Source organism: Gluconobacter sphaericus NBRC 12467 (assembly GCF_006539125.1).
Lineage (GTDB): Bacteria > Pseudomonadota > Alphaproteobacteria > Acetobacterales > Acetobacteraceae > Gluconobacter > Gluconobacter sphaericus.
This window is the reverse complement of sequence record NZ_BJMK01000003.1, coordinates 129,272-147,802: the sequence shown is the minus strand read 5'-3', so window position 1 is coordinate 147,802 and position 18,531 is coordinate 129,272. Positions and strand designations below refer to the sequence as shown.

The window sequence follows — 18,531 nt, the reverse complement described above, 5'->3', positions numbered from 1 at the left end:
AGGCTCACGCCTTGTCCGGAGCCTCCCGGCCTTCAGCGCCGAAGAACCGCGCATAGAGCGTCGGCAGTACGAACAAGGTCAGAAGCGTCGAAGAGATCAGCCCTCCGATCACAACCGATGCCAGCGGCCGCTCCACTTCCGCGCCGGATCCGCCAGAAAACGCCATCGGGAAAAACCCCAGACTGGCCACGGATGCCGTCGCCAGCACCGGTCGCAACCGGCTCCGCGCGGCCTGAAACGCCGCCTCTGCCGCCGCAAACCCTTCCTGACGGAACACGCGGATCTGACTGACCAAAACCACACCGTTCAGGATCGCCACGCCAAACAGCGCAATAAACCCGATCCCTGCCGCAATGCTGAACGGCAGCCCCCGGATCGCAAGTACGAAAATGCCGCCGGTCGCCGCCATCGGCAGGTTGGCAAAAACAAGCGCCGCCGCACCAAACGACCCCAGGGCCGCCACCAGCAACAGGAAAATCAGCGCCAGCGCAATCGGCACAACAATGAACAGACGGTGCAGCGCGGATTGCAGGTTCCGGAACTGCCCGGCCCAGACCATCCGGTAGCCCTGCGGCATCCTGATTTTCTGTGCCACGGCCTGCTGCGCCGCCGCGACAAACGAACTCACATCCCGCCCGCGAATATTGGCCTGCACGATCACCCGGCGATGGATATTGTCTCGGTCAATCCGCGATACGCCATCCGACAGCACGATATCCGCCACTTGCGACAGCAAAACCCAGCCCTGCCCGTCCGCCCGGCGCACCTGCAGATGCCCGATCCGGTCCGCCGAACTGACCGCGTCCTCCCGCAGACGCACCTGCGTTGGAATGATCGCTCCCTGCACCGTCACCGGCTTGCCCACATGCCCGCCCACGGCTTCCACAACCGCAAGAATATCTGGCACCGATACTCCCAGCCGCGCTGCCGCATCCCGGTTCACGTCGATATGCAGGAACGGCACCGTCCCGCTCCCCTGCAACGCGACATCCGCTGCACCACGCACAGTGTGCAGCGTCTCAACAACCTGCCCGGCAATCCGGTTCAGCTCCGCAAGATCATCGCCATAGACCGAAATCGCAAGCTGCGTCCGCACACCGGCCAACAGATCATCCATCCGCATCTGGATCGGCTGCGACCACGAATATGCCGCATCCGGCCGCGTTTTTTCCAACACGTCATTGATTTTCGTAACCAGCCCGGCCTGTGTAGACGCCGTCTTCCATTCCTCACGCGGGCGGAGGAAAATGAACGTATCGGTCTCGTTCGTTCCCATCGGATCGGTCGGAATAGCCGCCGTTCCCGTGCTGCTCACGACCGTTTTCACTTCGGGGAAAGAGCGCAGGATTTTCTCTTCCGCCGTCACCCCGTCCAGCACCGTATCGAGGGACGCCCCCGGCAGACGCGTCGAAGTCAGGACCAGCGAGCCTTCCTCAAGCTGCGGCACGAACTCCCCGCCCAGGCGTCCGCCAATCAGCAACGCCGCCAGAAACGCAACACCCGTGACGATCAGAAGGCGCCCGCTGTGATGTTCCGTCCAGCGCAGGGCGGGCTCGTAATACCGGCGCACGGTCCGCACGAACACGGTCTCCCGGTCCGCCTGGACCTTGCGCATCAGCATTGCCGCAAGCACCGGCACGCAGACGAAGCAGTAAACCAGTGAGGCCAACAGGGCCATAATGACCGTCTGCGCCATCGGCCGGAACATCTTGCCCTCGATGCCCTGAAGCGTCAGCACCGGCAGATAGACCATGATGATGACGAAGATTGCGAAGCTGACCGGCCGTATCACGGCCTTTGCAGCATCCGCGGTCAGGGCTGCGAAGGGGCGTGTCCCATGGCTTTCCCCACGCTCGACCATGATGTGCTCCACCACGACGAGCGAACTGTCCACGATCATTCCGAAATCGATCGCACCCAGACTCAGCAGATTGGCCGACACGCCAAACAGCCGCATCCCCGCCATCGCGGCGACCAGAGACGCCGGAATGACAGACACGATCACCAGCGCCGCCCGCCAGTCCCCCAACACGACGACCAGTACGAACAGCACCAGCGCCGCGCCGATCAGCAGATTTTCCTTGACCGTATGGATGGTCTGACCCGTCAGACTCGCCCGGCTGTAAAACGGCTCCAGCGTCACGCCCGGCGGCAGGGCCTGCCGGATTGTCGGCAAGGCGCGCCCGATCGCAGCCAGCGTTGCGTTTGAACTCGCCCCTGTCTGCATCATCACGACGCCGATGACCGCCTCGCCCTGCCCGTCGCGCGTTACGGCTCCAAGCCGCGTGCGTGGCCCAGCGGAGACAACGCCCATGTCCCGCAGCCGGATCACATGCCCGCCCGTCCCGAACTTGACGGGAATGGCGCCAAAATCCGCCAGACTGCCCACCAGTGCACGACCGACCACCACATTCTGCTCGGCATGATGCGCAATCCAGCCCCCGCCGGAAGATGCATTGTTCGTATCGACAGCCTGCACGATCTCGCTGACAGAGACCCCGAATGCCCGCATCCGCGCCGGGTCAACCGCCACCTGGTAGGTCTCAACCGACCCGCCATTGACATTAACATCCACCACGCCCGGCACCAGCCGAAGCTGCGGCACGACCGTCCAGGTCATGAGCCGGTTCAGCTCCATCAGGGAAAGCCCGGCGCCCCGAATCTGCAACTGCATGATCTCGCCCATGCCCGTCGCCAGCGGCCCCATCGAGACACTCACACCCGGCATCGTGATACTGTCCCGTGCCGCCTGCAACCGCTCGGCAACCCGCGTCCGGTCCAGATCGATATCCGTCGCATCATCGAACTGCAGATAGACCGCTGACACTCCTGTCCGCGACACGGAGCGCAGATCTGTCACGCCCGGAATACCCGTAAGACTCGCCTCAACCGGAAAGGTAATCAGCTTCTCAACTTCTTCCGTCGCCAGTCCGGGGGCTGTGACCGACACCATAACCTGTTTGGGCGAAATATCCGGTACCGGCTCGACCGGCAGTCCCGGCACGGTCATGATCCCACCGATCATCAGCGCGACAAGAAGACCCAGCAGGACAAAACGGTTGGACTGGAGAAAATGCAGCATGAAACCCAGTCAGTCCGTATCCAGCCCACTAACGAGCGACATGGACTTCAGGGCAAAACTGCCCTCCGTCACCACACGATCCCCCACCTTCAGATTTCCCTGCACGACGACACTCTCATCCGTCGCCAGCCGCACCCGCACCTCACGCGGCGCATACTGTCCTTCAGCGGTCTGAACATAAACGAGGTCATGCCCCTCGATCGTCTGCACCGCATTCGACGGCACAATCATACCGTCCACGGCCTCGCTGGTTTCAAGAGCCGCATCCAGCATGATCCCCGGCCGCAGGAACGCCACGGGCCGATCGACGACGCAGACGACCTTCACAAGCCCCGTCACCGGATCGGCAACGCCGTCGATTGTCGTGATGGCCGCCCGGAACGGCTCGGCCCGTACATTGCCGGACGGACGGACCGTCACAGTGCCACCGGGCACCAGCCGCGACACTTCATCCAGCCGCAGATCCGCGATAATCCACACCCCCGACAGATCCACAACCGTCGCCACCGCCTGCCCCGGCGTCACATCCGACGCTACAGAGGTCTGAATGGACTGCACCACACCCCGCACCGGCGAAATCAGCGTAGACGCCTCATCCTGCACGATCTTTTCCGTCACGGAGGTAAACTCTTCCGTCAGCCGATGCTGAATCAGCCCGATATCCGCTTCCCGCGCCACGACCATGCTACGCGCCTGCTGCACCGCTGCCTGACGCCGCCGCACTTCTCCGGCGGACACCGTGCTACCCACAAGCGACTGCCCGCGCCGATACGCCAGTTCAGCCTCCCCCAACGTCGCCTTTGCTGACGCCAGAGCGGCCTCGTCCTGCTCAAGCTGAAGATGCAGCACGTGAAGGGAATGATCCGTGTAATCAATAAGCGCCTGCCCGGGCACCACAGTCTGCCCCGGCGTCACCCGCACAGCCGTGACCTTCCCGTCCCCGCTCGCGCGGATCACCACCGTCCGCGACAGATCTGCGCTCACGCGCGCCAGCGCTGAGACCGTGTCATGAAGCGTCCCTTGCCGCACCAGCGCTGTCTGGAGATGCTCCCCCTCCCGCGCCTCCGCCCCGAGCGTCAGCGGCTGCATCCAGCCCGGCGCATCTGCCGCACCCGCACATCCAAGCGCACACAGCGCCACCCCACAGACCAGAAAACGCACAAACCGACTCATGGAATGGTCCCCGTCGCGATACCCATCCGGATAATCGCCGCATGCCAGGCAATCTCAGCACGATTCAGATCCAGCAGCGCCCGATACGCATCCATCCGTGCCCGCAGAGCCTCGATCAGTGGCGTCTCACCAACTCGCCAGGACTGCTCCATCCCGTCCGCCCGGCGCAACATGGAACTGGCCTCAACCCGTGAATTCGACAGCGATCCCGTCGCCGCCACCAGATGCGCCCGGACCTGTGCCATCTCATTGCGCACAGCCCGCCGCGCCTCGACTTCCTCCCGTGTTGCCGCCGCCATCCGGTCGCGGGCGGCGGATTCCTGCGGCGTATTCGTCACAGCGCTCGGCAGCGGCACCCGCAGATTGACACCCACCTGCGTATCCCACGGGCTGCCAAACTGCCCCTGATCGATCGCATCAACCCCCACTTCCGGATTGGGCATAAAACTTTTGCGGACCAGCTTCATCTGGTTCTGCGCCGCAATCACCGCCTGATGCGTCGCCCGCACCCGCGGATCAACATCCTCGACCCAGCGCGCATCATTGGCCCGCGTCAGCCCCAGCCAGTGCTCGTCCGCCTGCGTGATGTCCGGGACACCCGGCAGCCCCGTCAGCGTCCGTAACTGGCTCGCCGTAGTTTCGATTTCCTCGGCCGCCATGTCCGCTTCGCTGCGGGCCTGCGCCAACTGCGCCTCCACGGCCTGCTGGTCCGACATCGCGATTTCCCCGGCATGCCCGGCCCGCTGTACACCGGCTTCAATCCGCTTTAGCGCAGCTACGGTCGCCAGCGCCGCCGTCTGCCGCCGCATAGCCATGATCGCAGCCCCGGTCGCATCCACGACCCGCACCGCAACCGACATCCGCTCTACGTCAAGGCGAACGGTCGCCATCTTCGCTTCGGCCTTCGCCACGTTCTCAGTCGCCGTACCCTGCCCCGGCAACCATAGCGGTACCGAAACCCCACCCTGCCAGGTGATGTACCCATGGTTGGAACCGCTGATTCGGTCATCATAATAGTCCCCCGTCAGCGTCGGACCGCCTGCAAACCAGGACTGCGCCGCTTTCGCCCGCGCATCGGCAGAATCCTGATTGACCTCAAGTTCAGCCCGTACAGGGTCCGCCTTCCAGGCCGCCGCAATCGCATCATGAATGGACAGCGGCGCCACGAGCCCCCCTTGTGCACGGCTCTGTCCCGCTCCGACGATACAGACCACCATGAGCGCCACGCCGGTCATCCACCCACGCGACACCCCCGTCCGGCGCGTAACGAGGAGGGAATGAAATGCCATGTCCGTGTCATCCCCTGCCCCGCCAGTCCTGTCAACGAAAGGAAATGCGACCTTTGCTTCCGTTCCCCCACAGGACACCAGAGGCCTGCACCAATTGCCCCTCCCTCCAAACGGCTTTATGACTCCGAGATAAGAGTCATTCTCATTTTGAGCCCGTTGTTCCTATCTCCGCCCCCCTCTCCTTCAAGGCCCGACGTCCATGCTGATCCATATCCCGAACGTCCTCACTCCCGAAGAAGTCCGCTACTTCCGTGACAGACTGGAAGGCGCGGAATGGGCAGACGGACGCGTCACTGCGGGGGAACAGTCCGCCAAGGCCAAGCTAAACCTCCAGATCCCGCAGGATTCCCCCGAATGCCGCGAACTCGGGGAATTCGTCCTGCGCGCGCTAGGCCGTAACCCGACCTTCAACAGCGCGGCCCTGCCCCTGCGCGTCTACCCGCCGCTCTTCAACCGCTACGACACCGGCATGCATTTCGACGCCCATGTAGACAACGCCATCCGCCCGATCCCCGGTGCTGGGATGCGCATCCGCACGGACGTCTCCTCCACGCTCTTCCTCACCGGACCGGACGAGTATGACGGCGGCGAACTCGTCATCCAGGACACTTACGGCACCCAGAGTATCAAGCTCCCCGCCGGCGACATGGTGCTCTATCCCTCGACCAGCCTGCACAGCGTCAGCCGCATCACACGCGGCAGCCGCTGGGCCTCGTTCTTCTGGTCCCAATCCATGGTCCGCGACGATACGAAGCGCCGTCTGCTTTACGAATTTGACTGCTCCATCATCGAAACCCGCAAGGCGCTGCCGGACAGCCATCCCGCTGTTCTCGGGCTGACCTCGACCTATCACAACCTGCTGCGCCAGTGGGCCGAACTGTAAGAACAGGGCTGCATTCAGGGTTCAAAATAGGCGGGCGCGCGCCATTATGTTAAGTTTCCCGAAATAGTTAAAATAAAATTGACACCGCGCATAACAAGAAAGAAAAATCCCGAAACAGACCTCCAAAAATATACCCAAAAACAGCTGGATCTCCTTTTAACGAACGCTTAATTATTCTACGATATTACTCAGATCTCCTCTCGATAGAGCCAGACCTGAGTGATAAAAAAGCAAGAGGATGATTTCCGGAGAAGCCTAGATTATATGAAGAACTGGCCTCACCCCCCCCGCGACGATTTCGTTCTTCATGCCCTAGACTGCTCCGCCATTGTCGCCATGACCGACACCCGCGGCTGCATTCTTTCCGTCAACAGCCGGTTCGAGGAAATCAGCGGATATACGCGGAACGAACTCATTGGCAACGATCACCGGATGCTGCGCTCCGGCCAACACGACCGGAAGTTCTTCCGGCAGATGTACCGGACGATTGCCTCAGGCAATGTCTGGCACGGCGAGATCTGCAACCGCCGGCGCGACGGCTCCCTTTACTGGGTCGACACCACGATCGTTCCCCATATTTCGGAAAGCGGAAAAGTCACCAGCTATGTGGCCATCCGCTTTGATATCACGCCACGGAAACAGGCGGAAAACCACCTGAAATCCAGCCGTCAGAAGCTCCAGCACGCCGTCAATACGGACTTCCTGACCAAGATTTCCAACCGCCTGCACTTCTCTCACACCCTTCGCAAAACCCTGCGCCAGAGTGCCGCAGGCCATATCTGTCTGGCTCTGCTCGACATCGACACATTCAAGACGGTCAACGACACGTCAGGACACGATTCCGGAGACCGGCTGCTGCGCAAGGTCGCCGAGAAGCTCCAGTCCTTCCAGAGTGAAAACTGCTTCATCGCTCGCATCGGTGGCGACGAATTCGCCATCCTCATGACAGGTGACTGCCCGGCGCTGTTCGAGAATATCCTTCTCGAAATCCTCGAGCAGATGCGCTTCAGCTTCCGCAACCGCACCATGACCCATGCCTGCACCGCCAGCATCGGCTATGTCCGCGTCCCCTTGGTCGATGCACGGGAAAAAGCCCTTCTGAAATGCGCCGATCTTGCGCTCTATGCCGCCAAGACCAGCGGCCGGAACCGTATCCGGGAATATCATCCTGTCATGGAAGAGAAACTGGACCATGCCGCCCGCCTGCGCAGACGGGTCCAGACCGGACTACACAACCAGAGCATCGCGGTCTTTTACCAGCCCATCTTTTCCCTGAGTACGCCCGGCAATATTTCCTTCGAGGCCCTGCTGCACTGGGACCATCCGCAGCACCCCATCCTCTCGCCTCAGCATTTTCCCGAAGTCTTTGAAGACCCAAGACTGACCCTGACCCTGAATACCTTCGTTACACGGCAGGTCATGCGGGACATGCGCAGACTTCGCGAACAGAACGTCCGCTTCGAACGCATCGCCATCAACATCACATCCTGCGATTTCGAAGGTAGCGATTTTTTCCGGAAAGTCGCTCTCCTCGGCGAGGAAATGAACATCCCGCTCACCTCCCTGGCCCTCGAAATCACCGAGAACATCTTCTCGCGCCCACACCACGGCCAGATCGAACAGGAACTCGACATCCTTCACCAGAAAGGTATCCAGATTGCCCTCGATGATTTTGGAACAGGGTTTGCATCCCTAACGCATCTCAAGACCTTCACGTTCGATGCAGTAAAGATCAACCGGGCTTTCGTGGCCGGTCTGGAACGTCATGGAACAGACGCCGCGATCATCCGGGGCGTGATCGACATCGTCCACAGTCTCGGGCGCAAGGTCGTGGCCGAGGGGATCGGAAACGCGACACAGGTCCGCACGCTTTTGGAGATGGAATGCGATTTCGTGCAGGGCGATTTTCTGTGCGAGGCTGTGCCGGTCATGGACATCCCCGCCGCCCTTGAAAAGATCCGCTACCGGTCGCTTCTGCCCCCGGCGGCCGAACCAGCCTGACGGATCGTCCGACCCGTCAGGCACCAGCATCAGAAACGCTGGTCAATACCGGTGAGGATCGTCCGACGCAGACCATACTGCGGCGCACCCACACCGATGCCACTACCGTCACGCAGCAGATAAGTCCGGTCGAACAGATTGGTCACGTCCAGACGCAGCTGCGTGCGCTTGAGGAACGGCACCTGAAACAGATCCTTGAAAGACTGGACCAGCGACAGGTTAAACGTGGCATATTGAGGCACGGAAGCCCCGTTCGGCGTCGCACCATCGGCCCGCAGACCGCTACCATAGACCATTGAGGCGGACAGGCGTAGCGGATGGCCGGTTCGGTGGAAGAGCGAATAACTTGCGCCGGCAGACGCAGTCCAGCGCTGGTCATGATCCAGATGGATCCAGTGCTTGCTGGTATAAGCCAGATCGTCGGGATCAAAATTCCACTGCGCCGTCGTGATATCCTTGCCAATGGCGCGCGACCACGAAAAATTGCCATACACACTGAAGGCACCGCGGGTGTAGTCCGTGGCGAATTCATAACCATTAACCTGACCGCGACGGTAGTTGAACGCCGACAGAATGACCGGAGAGCCGAACTGCCCTTCGTCGATCATGTTCTTGGCGAGCTTCACATACGCATCGAAGGACGCATGCCAGCCCGGCAGGATCGTCTGTGAGAAGCCCGCGTCAAAGTAATGATCGCGCTCGGCCTTCACGTTGCTGTTCAGGAACGTCCCAGGAGCCGCTGACGTATTGACGAACTTGTTGAGCGACGTCCCACCCACGAGCTCAAACGGCGGCGGCGTAAAGTAACGCGAATATCCCGCATGGAACGTGCCGCCGTTCCAGGGCTTGTAAACAATGTTCAGGCGCGGACTGACCTGCTTGGCATGGGTATATTCATCCACCCCGTCAAACCGCAGACCGTAATTGATGGTCAGGTTCTTCAGCGGACGCCACTCGTCCTGCGCATAAAGGCCGTACATCCACCCCGTCCGACCCGTGCCGTCATGGATGGTCAGCGGATTATCGGAATAGACCGCGTTACCATCAGCATCCTCGCCGCTCTGCGGATAAACGGTCGAATCCGATTTGGAAACGTTCCGTTCCACATAAATCTGATAGCCGAAACGGACCGTATGATCCTTCGCCGCCTGCCAGGTGGCATCGGACTGCGTTCCCGTCGAGAAGACCGAACGCGCCGCACGCTGGGCAATGCCGTTATAAACCAGATCCCCCAGCGGATCGGGCGAGTAGCGCAGCGAGCTGTAACGCAGCACGGCAGAGGTCTGGAAGCTCAGCTTGCCCATGTCTTTCTGCAGGGACAGAATGCCGAAATCCGTGATTTCCTTCTGATGCTCGGTCAGGCTCGAACTGTCCCCGTTGCCGTACAGCTTCTGCGACAGGTCACTACTCGCAAAGGACGGATTGGCAAACTGGCGCTGCTGCCCCGGATTGTTGGGAAGCTGGTATTCGGCATTGGACACACCCGCGGTCAGACTGATCCGCGTATTCTCGTCCACCGTGTAACGGGCATGGCCCAGAAAGTGATACTGGTTCGTCAGATCGTGGATCGCATTGAAGCTCGGCGTGGTGTTTTCAATGCCGACACGGTTGTGAACGAAATCACCCGTCGCAAACCAGTCCCACTTGCCATGATGACCGCCAAACTGCGCAGACGGGAAGAAATAGTCGCGCGCGCCACCATAGATCGAAACATCACCACCAGCATCGGAATAGCCGTTCTTGGTGTTGATATCGATCACACCGGCCTGAAGGAACCCGTACTCACTCGGCAGCGCACCGGTCGTCAGTGACATGGAATGGGCAAAGCGTGTCATGAGCGCCTGTCCAAACACGCTCATACCTTCAGGCAGTTCTACGCCGTCGAGACGAAACTGCACTTCATTGTGGTCACCACGGATATGGATCTGCCCGTAGCTATCCTGCGCCACACCCGGGGCCTGGAGCAGCAGGGTGTTCAGACCCGCATTGTCACCGCCAGGATTCGTCTCGATGGCCTGCCGCGAAAAATTATAGGTCGTCGCCCCGGTCGAAGACTGAAGGGCCGCACGGGCGCGCTCGAGATGGGCATTGACGGTAACGTCATCTTCGCCCGTGCGACTGCTCTCCGTCGTTGTCGTACCATGCTGGTCGTCGGCATGACCGAAGCTGGCACGGGCAGCCGTGGACACATCATCCGTCTGGGTTTCAGTGGTGGCCGCAGCCGCCTGGGAAGACGTGACGGACGGAGTTACCGACTGGGCGAACGCGGAATCAGCAAGGGCGGTAGTGCAGCCCAAAAGCAGCAGGAAGGAACGGGCAGACACGATAGACGGCATGAAACCTCCGGACAGGGGGGATACGGCAAAGACGAAAGATTGTCAGAGCGGAATGCTTATTATGTTATATCATAACAATTCAAGCGAAATCTGCGCCTCTGTGCGCCATTGTGCATCGAGCGTTTGCTCTGTTGCATGAGTACAATATAAGCACGGTGATTTTTCGGGCTTTGCTGTTCTTTTTCAGGCAGGCTGCCCGCTTGGAACGCCCCCTCTTCCGGAGAACCGCCCTTTCCATGACGCTTCGCAAGGTCCTTCTCCTGAGCGCCAGCCTCCTTGGCCCGTCCCTCGCCCTGGCGGCCTCGCCGGAAAAGACGAAGCCTCTGGCAGGCAGGAGCGAAGCGCCTTCACACGCCAATGCCCATCATCCGGCCGCAAAACCCGTACCCCGCAAAGCTACTCCCCAGTCCATTCAGGGCCGTAATACCGAAACGATCGCCGTCACGGCCCGGCGGACGGACTTCGCCTTTGCCGCAGCACAGCATAGCCCGGACGCCGACACGCGCCTGACCGCCGACCGCCTGACCCAGCGCGGTGTCGTGACCCTGCGCGATCTGGAGCGCGTGGCTCCAAACCTGACGATCCAGTCCATCAACGGCACGGCCTCGACCAATTTCTACCTGCGTGGCGTCGGCTTCAACGACTTCACTATGAACAACATCCCGACCGTCATGACCTATTTCGATGACGTGCCTTTCGCACTCTCGACCATGTCGAGCGGTCTGATGTTCGATCTGGCGGATGCGACCGTCACTCCCGGCCCCGTTGGCACCACGCACGGGCAGTCCGACACAGGCGGCGAAGTCCGCCTCCACACAGCCGACCCGACCAGCACCCTGCATTACGGCGTCAGTCAGGACATCGCCTCCTATGCCCGCAGCCGGAGCGAGGCCTATATTTCCGGCCCGATCGCCAAGGGGCTGGATTTCCGTCTGGCCGGGCAGATCCGACAGGGAGGCGGCTGGCAGACCGACCCGCAGAACGGCGCCCATCTTGGAGACGCGGATTCCTATGCCCTGCGCGGCAAACTACGCTGGCACTCGGACGACAACCGCACCACGATCCTGCTTTCCGGCCATTTCGTGCAGGATAACAGTCAGGTCGTCACCAGTCAGGCCGTCCACCGCCTGATCGGCACAGCCGCTCTCCCGCATCTTGGACAGACACAGGCCGAATGGTCCTCCCGTTCGCAATTCGACAAACTGATCGGACGCCCCGAAGGCCTCAAACCCAGCGAGCACAACCAGTTCTGGGGCTGGGACCTGCATATGGACCATGATTTCGGCTTCGCGAAAGTCACGTCCGTCACGGCTTTCGAAACCGAGCGGCAGGGCGAATATACCGATCAGGACGGTACGTCCCGCTCCGAAGCCGACACCTACCGTACCATCAGCGCCAATGCCTTCACGCAGGAACTGCGTCTGGGTTCCAGCAATCCCGACAGCCGCCTGCAATGGGTGGTCGGGGCGTTCTATCAGCGCAGCCGCATGAAACAGCGCTTCTTTTTCGATTACACGGACTATGCAGCCCGCGGTTACATGATGGCCACGTCCTTCTCCATGAATCAGGAGAGCACGTCCGAATTCGGCCATATCAGCTATCGCCTGCCACATAACATAACGCTGTTCGCAGGCCTGCTGCACGAAATCGACGACCGCAGCCTCCCCGGCCTGACGTCAGAAATCTTCGGCGGCAGAACCAGATCCTTCCACGGGGAAAGCACGGCCGCAGCCCAGTTTGCGGGACAGGTTGGCGTGTCATGGCAGGCCACGAAAAACACGCTCGTCTATTACAAAATGAGCAAGGGCTTCAAACCCGGCGGCTTCAGCGCCAACAACACCCAGATCCAGGCCCAGCTCGACCCGTTCGGTCCCGAAACGGTGCTGACCTATGAACTCGGCTTCAAGAGCGACCCAATCCCGAACGTCCTGCGCTTGAACGGAGCCGCTTTCTACAACGACTTCCACAACCAGCAGGTCGTGGGCACGGTGCTGATCCCGAATTACGGCCCGCTTAGCGAAATCACAAACGTCCCCAAATCCGAAAGCTGGGGCTTCGAAGGCACAATCGAACTGCACCCGGTGCGGCATGTGTTCGTCACACAGAATATCGGCTGGCAGCGCGGCAATTATCAAGACTTCCTGAACGTCAATCGTGCCGCGACCAATGCCGCCTATGCCAAGACAGGCGTCTGGCGAGCCGTGAACAGCAATTTCGCGGGCGTGGATAACGGTCAGCCCAAGCTGACACTCAACGGTCAGGCCGAATGGCGGCAGGCACTGACACCAGGACTGGGCTTCGATATCGGGCCGGACTGGTCCTATCGCGGTAGCCAGGCCATCGCGGTCGGCGGCACAGGGTTCTATCGCCTACCGCCCTATTTCCTGCTTGGCGCCCATGCAACCCTGCGTCCCTCATCGGGAAAATGGGAAGTCACGGTCTACGCCTCAAACCTGCTCAACCGCAGCTTTTTCGAAAGCGGCGGTATGGCAACAACAACCTATTTCTATATTCCCGGACCACCCCGTTTCATTGGCGGCCGCATGTCATACGGCTTCTGAGGCCTCTGTAAACGCTCAGCTGGCAATCAGGCTACGCGCCAGAGACCGGATTTCCTTAAGGGTGCTGTCGGCATCCATGGGCTCACGCCCCAGCAGATTCATCGCGCGGAAATGGATCGTACTCAGCAGCATATCCAGGACCGTGTCGGAATGCTGGCAAAAAACCTTCTCGCCACGCCGGTTTGCACGCTCAAGAAAAAGCGCCATCTGCGCACGCGCCGGTACCACGCTCACTTCCCACAGGACCTGACCGAATTCCGGGTCATGCACGGCCTCACCCAGCAGGGTCCCGTAAGTGCGGCCCAGAGGAGTGTCCAGAAATCGAATACGGGCGGCGATGAGTTCATCCACGTCACCCGCGAAGCTGCCCGTATCGATCTCCGGGGTCAGATCGTCACGCCACAAACGCATCGCATCAAAGAACATGGCCTGCTTCGTCGGCCAGCGGCGATAAACCGTCGCCGTCGACACTCCGGCGGCCTTCGCCACACGACTGATAGTAAGACCCTGATAGCCCTCTTCCACGAGCACCAGTGCGATCGCCGCAAGGATATTGCTCTTAAGCCTCAGATTGACTGGCCGACCCGGTGCCCGAGCAGTCGTCTGGTCCCGAGCGGGAACGTGCATTATGTTTAACGGTAAAGAATGCGGCACTATCGTCTGTGACATGGTCATTCCCCTCTCTGGCCATTTCACCGGCTAACATGACTTGGAATGAACGCAGCTGGTCAGATATGGATCCGCCGTTACAAGACGCATTTACGTTTATTTAGTAACAAAATATGTCTATTTTTATCAGGGGATCACACCAGCAGTCTGAAGGGCAGCCCTTTTCGCCTGAACCGCGGCCGCATCCATCGGCGCGGCTCTGACGGAGGTCACATCCTGAGCGGATATTCCCACAGGCGCCGTGCTGTTACCCAGAGTACTGACATAGGCCAGAACAGCTGCGATATCCTCATCTGACAACGTGCGGAATGACGGCATGAATCCCTTGTACGATTCTCCATTCACCGTGATCGGACCATGCAGCCCGTTCACCAGAACCGCCGCCAGATACGCTTTCCCGTCCGGATTGCCAGCAATCTGCCCGACCCGACCCGCAAGTGGAGGAAAAGTTCCCGGACGCCCCGCGGCCGCAGGCCCGTGACACATCGCGCATTTTCCCTGGTACAGCGCCGCTCCATCCGCAGCTATAACCCGAGATGCCATCAGCGGCATCAGGCCCAGAAAAGCCGAAAGCATGATCCTGAAGCGGGGTTTCGTTGTCATATCCGGAGCCCTTCCGCAGCTTGCGTCGTGATATCAATTCAGAAAACACTAGCTCCCAAATGCCCTGAAAGCTACCGCACGCCGCCTTTCTCGAAAGCGCAAAGACGCCTATCCTGCTGCCATCTTTCCTGCCGGGCATCCGGCGCAGCCGGCAGAGGTTCCGCATGACCCAGAGCGAGACACCCCCTTCTTCGGATGGCACCAGACGGCGGGATCTGCTGGCCACCGGAACCGTGGTTCTGGGCTGTGCCGGGGCCTGCGCTCTAACCATCCCCTTTGTCGAAAGCCTGAAAAATCCGGCGGCAACGTCCCCGTCCGCCCGACTGCTGGACGTTGATCTGTCGTCTCTCAAACCCGGGCAGGACATGACGGTGCGCTGGCGGGACTGGCCTGTTTTCATTCAACGCCGCACGCCTCAGATGCTGGCCGTCCTGCAGACTCCGGATCATCTGGCCACCCTGCGGGACGCGGACTCGAAAGTCCTCCAGCAACCAAAGGACGCGACGAACTGGCACCGTTCGGTCCGCCCGGAGTATGGCGTACTGATCGGTATCTGCACCCATCTTGGCTGCGTGCCCTCTTTCGAAAAACCCGGCTCCACGCCAGAAGCGAAGGGGGGATATTTCTGTCCCTGCCACGGATCACACTTCGACGCTGCAGGGCGTGTTGCACGCCGCGCGCCCGCGCCCTGCAACCTGCCGGTCCCGCCCGTAACGTTCCTTTCCGACACGAAACTCCGCATCGGCCACAGCGCAGGTGATCCGGGCTTCAGCATGTCCGACATCCAACAGATCTGAGGACCGGACCATGCCCTCACCCAACAGAACGCCCGACACGGAACCACTTGGCTGGCTCGAACATCGCTTGCCGGTCATGAGCCTGCTGCGCCACCACTACGTTGCCTTCCCGATGCCCCGCAACCTCAATGCGTTGTGGAGCTTTGGCGCGTTCCTGATCGTCACAATGGCCTTCATGGTCGCCAGCGGCCTGTTCCTCGCGATCAACTACACACCTGACATCACCCAGGCGTTCGCCAGCGTCGAAGCCATCGACCGGCAGATCCCCTCAGGCTGGTTCATTCGCAGCCTGCATATGGGCGGAGTAACGATGCTGTTCGGCTGCCTCTACATCCATATAGGACGCAGCCTCTGGTATGGCTCCTACAAGGCCCCGCGCGAACTACTCTGGCTGACGGGGCTCGGCCTGATGCTGATGGTGATGGTGACGGCCTTCGCCGGTTATGTTCTGCCCTGGGGACAGATGTCCTACTGGGGCGCCACGGTAATCCTGAACGCCGTCCATGCCGTCCCGGTCATTGGCCAACCGCTGTCCGAACTCCTGCTGGGCGGTGACACTTTGGGGAACGTGGCGCTGCATCGGCTTTTCGTGCTGCATTTCACGATGGCTTTCGCGATCCTCGGCGTCATCGCCCTGCATGTCGCAGCGCTGCATGTCGTGAAATCGAACAATCCTTCGGGCGTTGATCCCGTCAGCCCGAAACAGACCCTGCCGTTCCACCCCTATTACACCAGCCGGGACGGTTTCGCGCTCTGCCTGTTCCTGATGGTCTATGCCGGGCTGGTCTTTTTCCTGCCCGATCTTTTGACGCTGGCCGACAATTACGTTCAGGCCAACCCGCTCGTCACACCGCGTGACATCCGGCCAGAATGGTATTTCGCACCATTCTACGCGATCCTCCGCGCAGTGCCCTCACGCCTCGGCGGGCTTCTCCTTGCCTCGGGAAGCCTCGCCGTCCTGTTCGTGCTGCCCTGGCTGGACCGCTCCGCCATCCGCCCCGCAGCACAGCGACCGATGGTACGCCTGTCGCTACCCCTCGCCTTCGCGGCCTTCATTCTGCTCGGCATCGCCGGGATGCACGCGCCTACCCCGGCATGGCTGCTCGCCAGCCGCGTGGCGATAGCCTGGTGGTTCATCCACTTCCTGCTCGTCACACCGCTGGCCTCCGAACGGGAGATATCGTCATGACGCGCTGGACCCGGAACCTCATACTCGCCGCCAGCCTGACAGCCCTGCCTGCCTGTGCGAGCACGCCCGCCCAGCGCGGCCTGATGGTTTTCCAGCAGGTATGCAGCACCTGCCACGGCATGGAACACGTCGCGTATGGCGACATGAGCAGCCTCGGCCTCTCGCCGGATGAAATTCGCAAATGGGCCGCCGACCAGCAGATGCCCAACGGCACGGACGATAATGGCGATCCGAAAACCCGTCCCGCCACAGCCACCGATCCCATCCTGTCACCTTACCCAAACGAGGCCATAGGACGTCTCGCCAATCACGGACTACTCCCGCCCGATCTTTCCCGGCTGGCCCTGACGCTACCCGGTGGCGCCGAAAAAATCCGGCAGATTCTGCTTTCCTATGCCCCCACTCCCGCAGGCGTAACGCTCGACGAAGGGCGCTATTACAACACCGCCCTGAAATGGAAGCATATCGGCATGCCCCCACCCCTTCAGGACGGCATGCTCACCTATCCCGACGGCACGCCACCGACGTCCGCGCAGATGGCTAGCGACGTCTCGGCCTTTCTCGACGGCATTGCCCACCCCCATCAGACCGAACGCAAAAGGATCGGCATCTATGTTCTCGCCTATCTCGCTCTGATGGCACTCCTGACCTTCCTGCTGCAACGCCGCATCTGGAAGGGGCGCCGCTAACCGCGCTCTCCTGAACTACATCCGTTCAGCTTGGTCCATGCGATGCGCGGCCCGATAACTCAGCGGCATGACGGCCAATCCCTGAACCGTCTCGATCACATCCAGCTCAGCATTGCCCAGAAGCCTGATCAGGGCCTCGCGCGGCGTATAAACTCCAGCGACGGCAATGCTGCTCCCGCCGCGCAAAAGCCCTTCATCCATCAGCACGGGGCATTTCGTCTCGCGAGACAACTCTGCTACAGCCGCTGCAAGGGTCTTCGTTTCAATCTGAAGCATCGCCTGTTGAACCGGGCAAATATCCTGTGTCCGCGTCACACTCCCTGCCACAACCGGGCCACCCAGAAACAGGACGCAGACCATCGCCCCCGCACCCAGCCCCCTGCGCAAAGACGCAGCGACCGCACGGAACATAATGTCTCTTTCTGGGTACGGACGGTCTGGCATATCCGTGGCTCTCCGCTGGGCACCCCCGAAAATACGGACAGGCATAGTCACCCAACACAACGCCACAGCCAGCGGGAAAGCACGCCCCTCCCGTTCTTTTGAACGCAGGGGCTCTGAAAGTCCGGGAGCGAAATTCTAAAACGTCGGCGGCGTACAGGCGCTGATGATCTCGCAGCCTTCAGAGCTGAGACAGCGGAAACGATGCGGCTGACGACTGTCGAAATGATAGGCATCACCCGGGCCCAGAATCTCGCGCCTGTCTCCCACCGTGATTTCTACCTGCCCGTGCAGGACAAACCCGCCCTCTTCGCCCTCATGGGCATAGACCATGGCCCCGGTATCCGCCCCGGACGCATAGGTCTCGCGCAGGATCTGAAGGCTCCGGCCAGACAGGGGACCTCCGATCTGCCCAAAGGTCACACCGTCCTGCTCGAACGTCATCAGTTCGTCCGCCCGGTAGAAGATCTTTTCATCACCCTCCGGGGCAATGCTGAAGAACTCCCCGAGCGTCACGGGAATCCCGTCCAGAATACGCTTGAGCGTTCCGACGGAAGGATTCATGTCACCTGATTCAATGAGGGAAATCGTAGAATTGGTCACACCGGTCCGCTTGGCCAGTTCGCGCTGGGACAGGTTCCGTGCCGTCCGCACAAGTCGCAGGCGTGCTCCCAAATCCATCCCCGTTGTACCCTCCCCGGCCTCTTGCGTATCACCAGTATGTCATATCGAAACAGAAAGGAAACCTCGAAAATAAGAATACCGAATAGGGGTATAATTTTCTACGCCATCCCGGAGAGAAAGCGCCCTGCATCCAG

Annotated in this window: 14 protein-coding genes; 6 read left to right on the top strand and 8 right to left on the bottom strand. The window is 60.7% G+C overall.

The features are described from left to right. Positions 1 to 4: 4 nt before the first annotated feature. The 3 genes from GSP01_RS03770 to GSP01_RS03760 are packed head-to-tail and all read right to left on the bottom strand — an operon-like array spanning position 5 to position 5,544. A complete protein-coding gene (locus GSP01_RS03770) occupies positions 5 to 3,082 on the bottom strand; it encodes an efflux RND transporter permease subunit (protein WP_141350867.1) in 3,078 nt (1,025 codons plus the stop codon). 9 nt (positions 3,083 to 3,091) lie between these two features. Beyond that, entirely contained in the window at positions 3,092 to 4,255 is a 1,164-nt protein-coding gene (locus GSP01_RS03765; protein ID WP_141350865.1) for an efflux RND transporter periplasmic adaptor subunit, read from the bottom strand. Then, positions 4,252 to 5,544 carry a TolC family protein gene (locus GSP01_RS03760; RefSeq protein ID WP_228123744.1) on the bottom strand — a complete coding sequence of 431 codons (1,293 nt, stop codon included), beginning with the start codon at positions 5,542 to 5,544 and terminating at the stop codon, positions 4,252 to 4,254. The genes GSP01_RS03765 and GSP01_RS03760 overlap by 4 nt, the downstream gene beginning before the upstream one ends. A gap of 199 nt (positions 5,545 to 5,743) precedes the next feature. Between GSP01_RS03760 and GSP01_RS03755 the strand changes: the two genes are divergently transcribed. Together GSP01_RS03755 and GSP01_RS03750 are read left to right on the top strand one after the other, a co-directional pair. After that, a complete protein-coding gene (locus GSP01_RS03755) occupies positions 5,744 to 6,427 on the top strand; it encodes a Fe2+-dependent dioxygenase (protein WP_141350863.1) in 684 nt (227 codons plus the stop codon). Positions 6,428 to 6,691: 264 nt separating this feature from the next. Then, on the top strand, positions 6,692 to 8,428 hold the full coding sequence (locus tag GSP01_RS03750) for a putative bifunctional diguanylate cyclase/phosphodiesterase (protein ID WP_228123743.1): 1,737 nt from the start codon (positions 6,692 to 6,694) through the stop codon (positions 8,426 to 8,428). Positions 8,429 to 8,457: 29 nt separating this feature from the next. On the opposite strand, the gene GSP01_RS03745 is transcribed toward GSP01_RS03750, so the two are convergent. Then, a complete protein-coding gene (locus GSP01_RS03745) occupies positions 8,458 to 10,764 on the bottom strand; it encodes a TonB-dependent receptor (protein ID WP_141350861.1) in 2,307 nt (768 codons plus the stop codon). 236 nt (positions 10,765 to 11,000) lie between these two features. Between GSP01_RS03745 and GSP01_RS03740 the strand changes: the two genes are divergently transcribed. After that, the gene (locus GSP01_RS03740; protein ID WP_141350859.1) at positions 11,001 to 13,325 is read left to right on the top strand and encodes a TonB-dependent receptor; all 2,325 of its coding nucleotides are present in this window, start codon (positions 11,001 to 11,003) and stop codon (positions 13,323 to 13,325) included. 15 nt (positions 13,326 to 13,340) lie between these two features. Here the strand turns inward: GSP01_RS03740 and GSP01_RS03735 are convergent, their stop codons facing one another. Together GSP01_RS03735 and GSP01_RS03730 are read right to left on the bottom strand one after the other, a co-directional pair. Beyond that, positions 13,341 to 13,952, bottom strand: coding sequence for a TetR/AcrR family transcriptional regulator (locus tag GSP01_RS03735; protein ID WP_141350857.1), 612 nt, complete (start codon positions 13,950 to 13,952; stop codon positions 13,341 to 13,343). A 168-nt stretch (positions 13,953 to 14,120) separates the two neighbouring features. Further along, entirely contained in the window at positions 14,121 to 14,597 is a 477-nt protein-coding gene (locus GSP01_RS03730) for a c-type cytochrome (protein ID WP_228123742.1), read from the bottom strand. A gap of 164 nt (positions 14,598 to 14,761) precedes the next feature. On the opposite strand from GSP01_RS03730, the gene petA reads away from it, so the two are divergent. From petA to GSP01_RS03715, 3 genes are read left to right on the top strand one after another with little or no spacing between them, the layout of a single operon-like run. Continuing rightward, on the top strand, positions 14,762 to 15,394 hold the full coding sequence (petA, locus tag GSP01_RS03725) for a ubiquinol-cytochrome c reductase iron-sulfur subunit (protein WP_141350855.1): 633 nt from the start codon (positions 14,762 to 14,764) through the stop codon (positions 15,392 to 15,394). A gap of 10 nt (positions 15,395 to 15,404) precedes the next feature. Then, the gene (locus GSP01_RS03720; RefSeq protein ID WP_141350853.1) at positions 15,405 to 16,583 is read left to right on the top strand and encodes a cytochrome b; all 1,179 of its coding nucleotides are present in this window, start codon (positions 15,405 to 15,407) and stop codon (positions 16,581 to 16,583) included. Then, on the top strand, positions 16,580 to 17,272 hold the full coding sequence (locus GSP01_RS03715) for a cytochrome c1 (protein WP_141350851.1): 693 nt from the start codon (positions 16,580 to 16,582) through the stop codon (positions 17,270 to 17,272). The genes GSP01_RS03720 and GSP01_RS03715 overlap by 4 nt, the downstream gene beginning before the upstream one ends. Before the next feature lie 15 nt (positions 17,273 to 17,287). Here GSP01_RS03715 and GSP01_RS03710 read toward each other — a convergent pair whose 3' ends face one another. Together GSP01_RS03710 and GSP01_RS03705 are read right to left on the bottom strand one after the other, a co-directional pair. Next, the gene (locus GSP01_RS03710) at positions 17,288 to 17,683 is read right to left on the bottom strand and encodes a hypothetical protein (RefSeq protein ID WP_141350849.1); all 396 of its coding nucleotides are present in this window, start codon (positions 17,681 to 17,683) and stop codon (positions 17,288 to 17,290) included. Between the two features lie 168 nt (positions 17,684 to 17,851). Beyond that, on the bottom strand, positions 17,852 to 18,394 hold the full coding sequence (locus tag GSP01_RS03705; RefSeq protein WP_141350847.1) for a cupin domain-containing protein: 543 nt from the start codon (positions 18,392 to 18,394) through the stop codon (positions 17,852 to 17,854). Positions 18,395 to 18,531 lie beyond the last annotated feature (137 nt).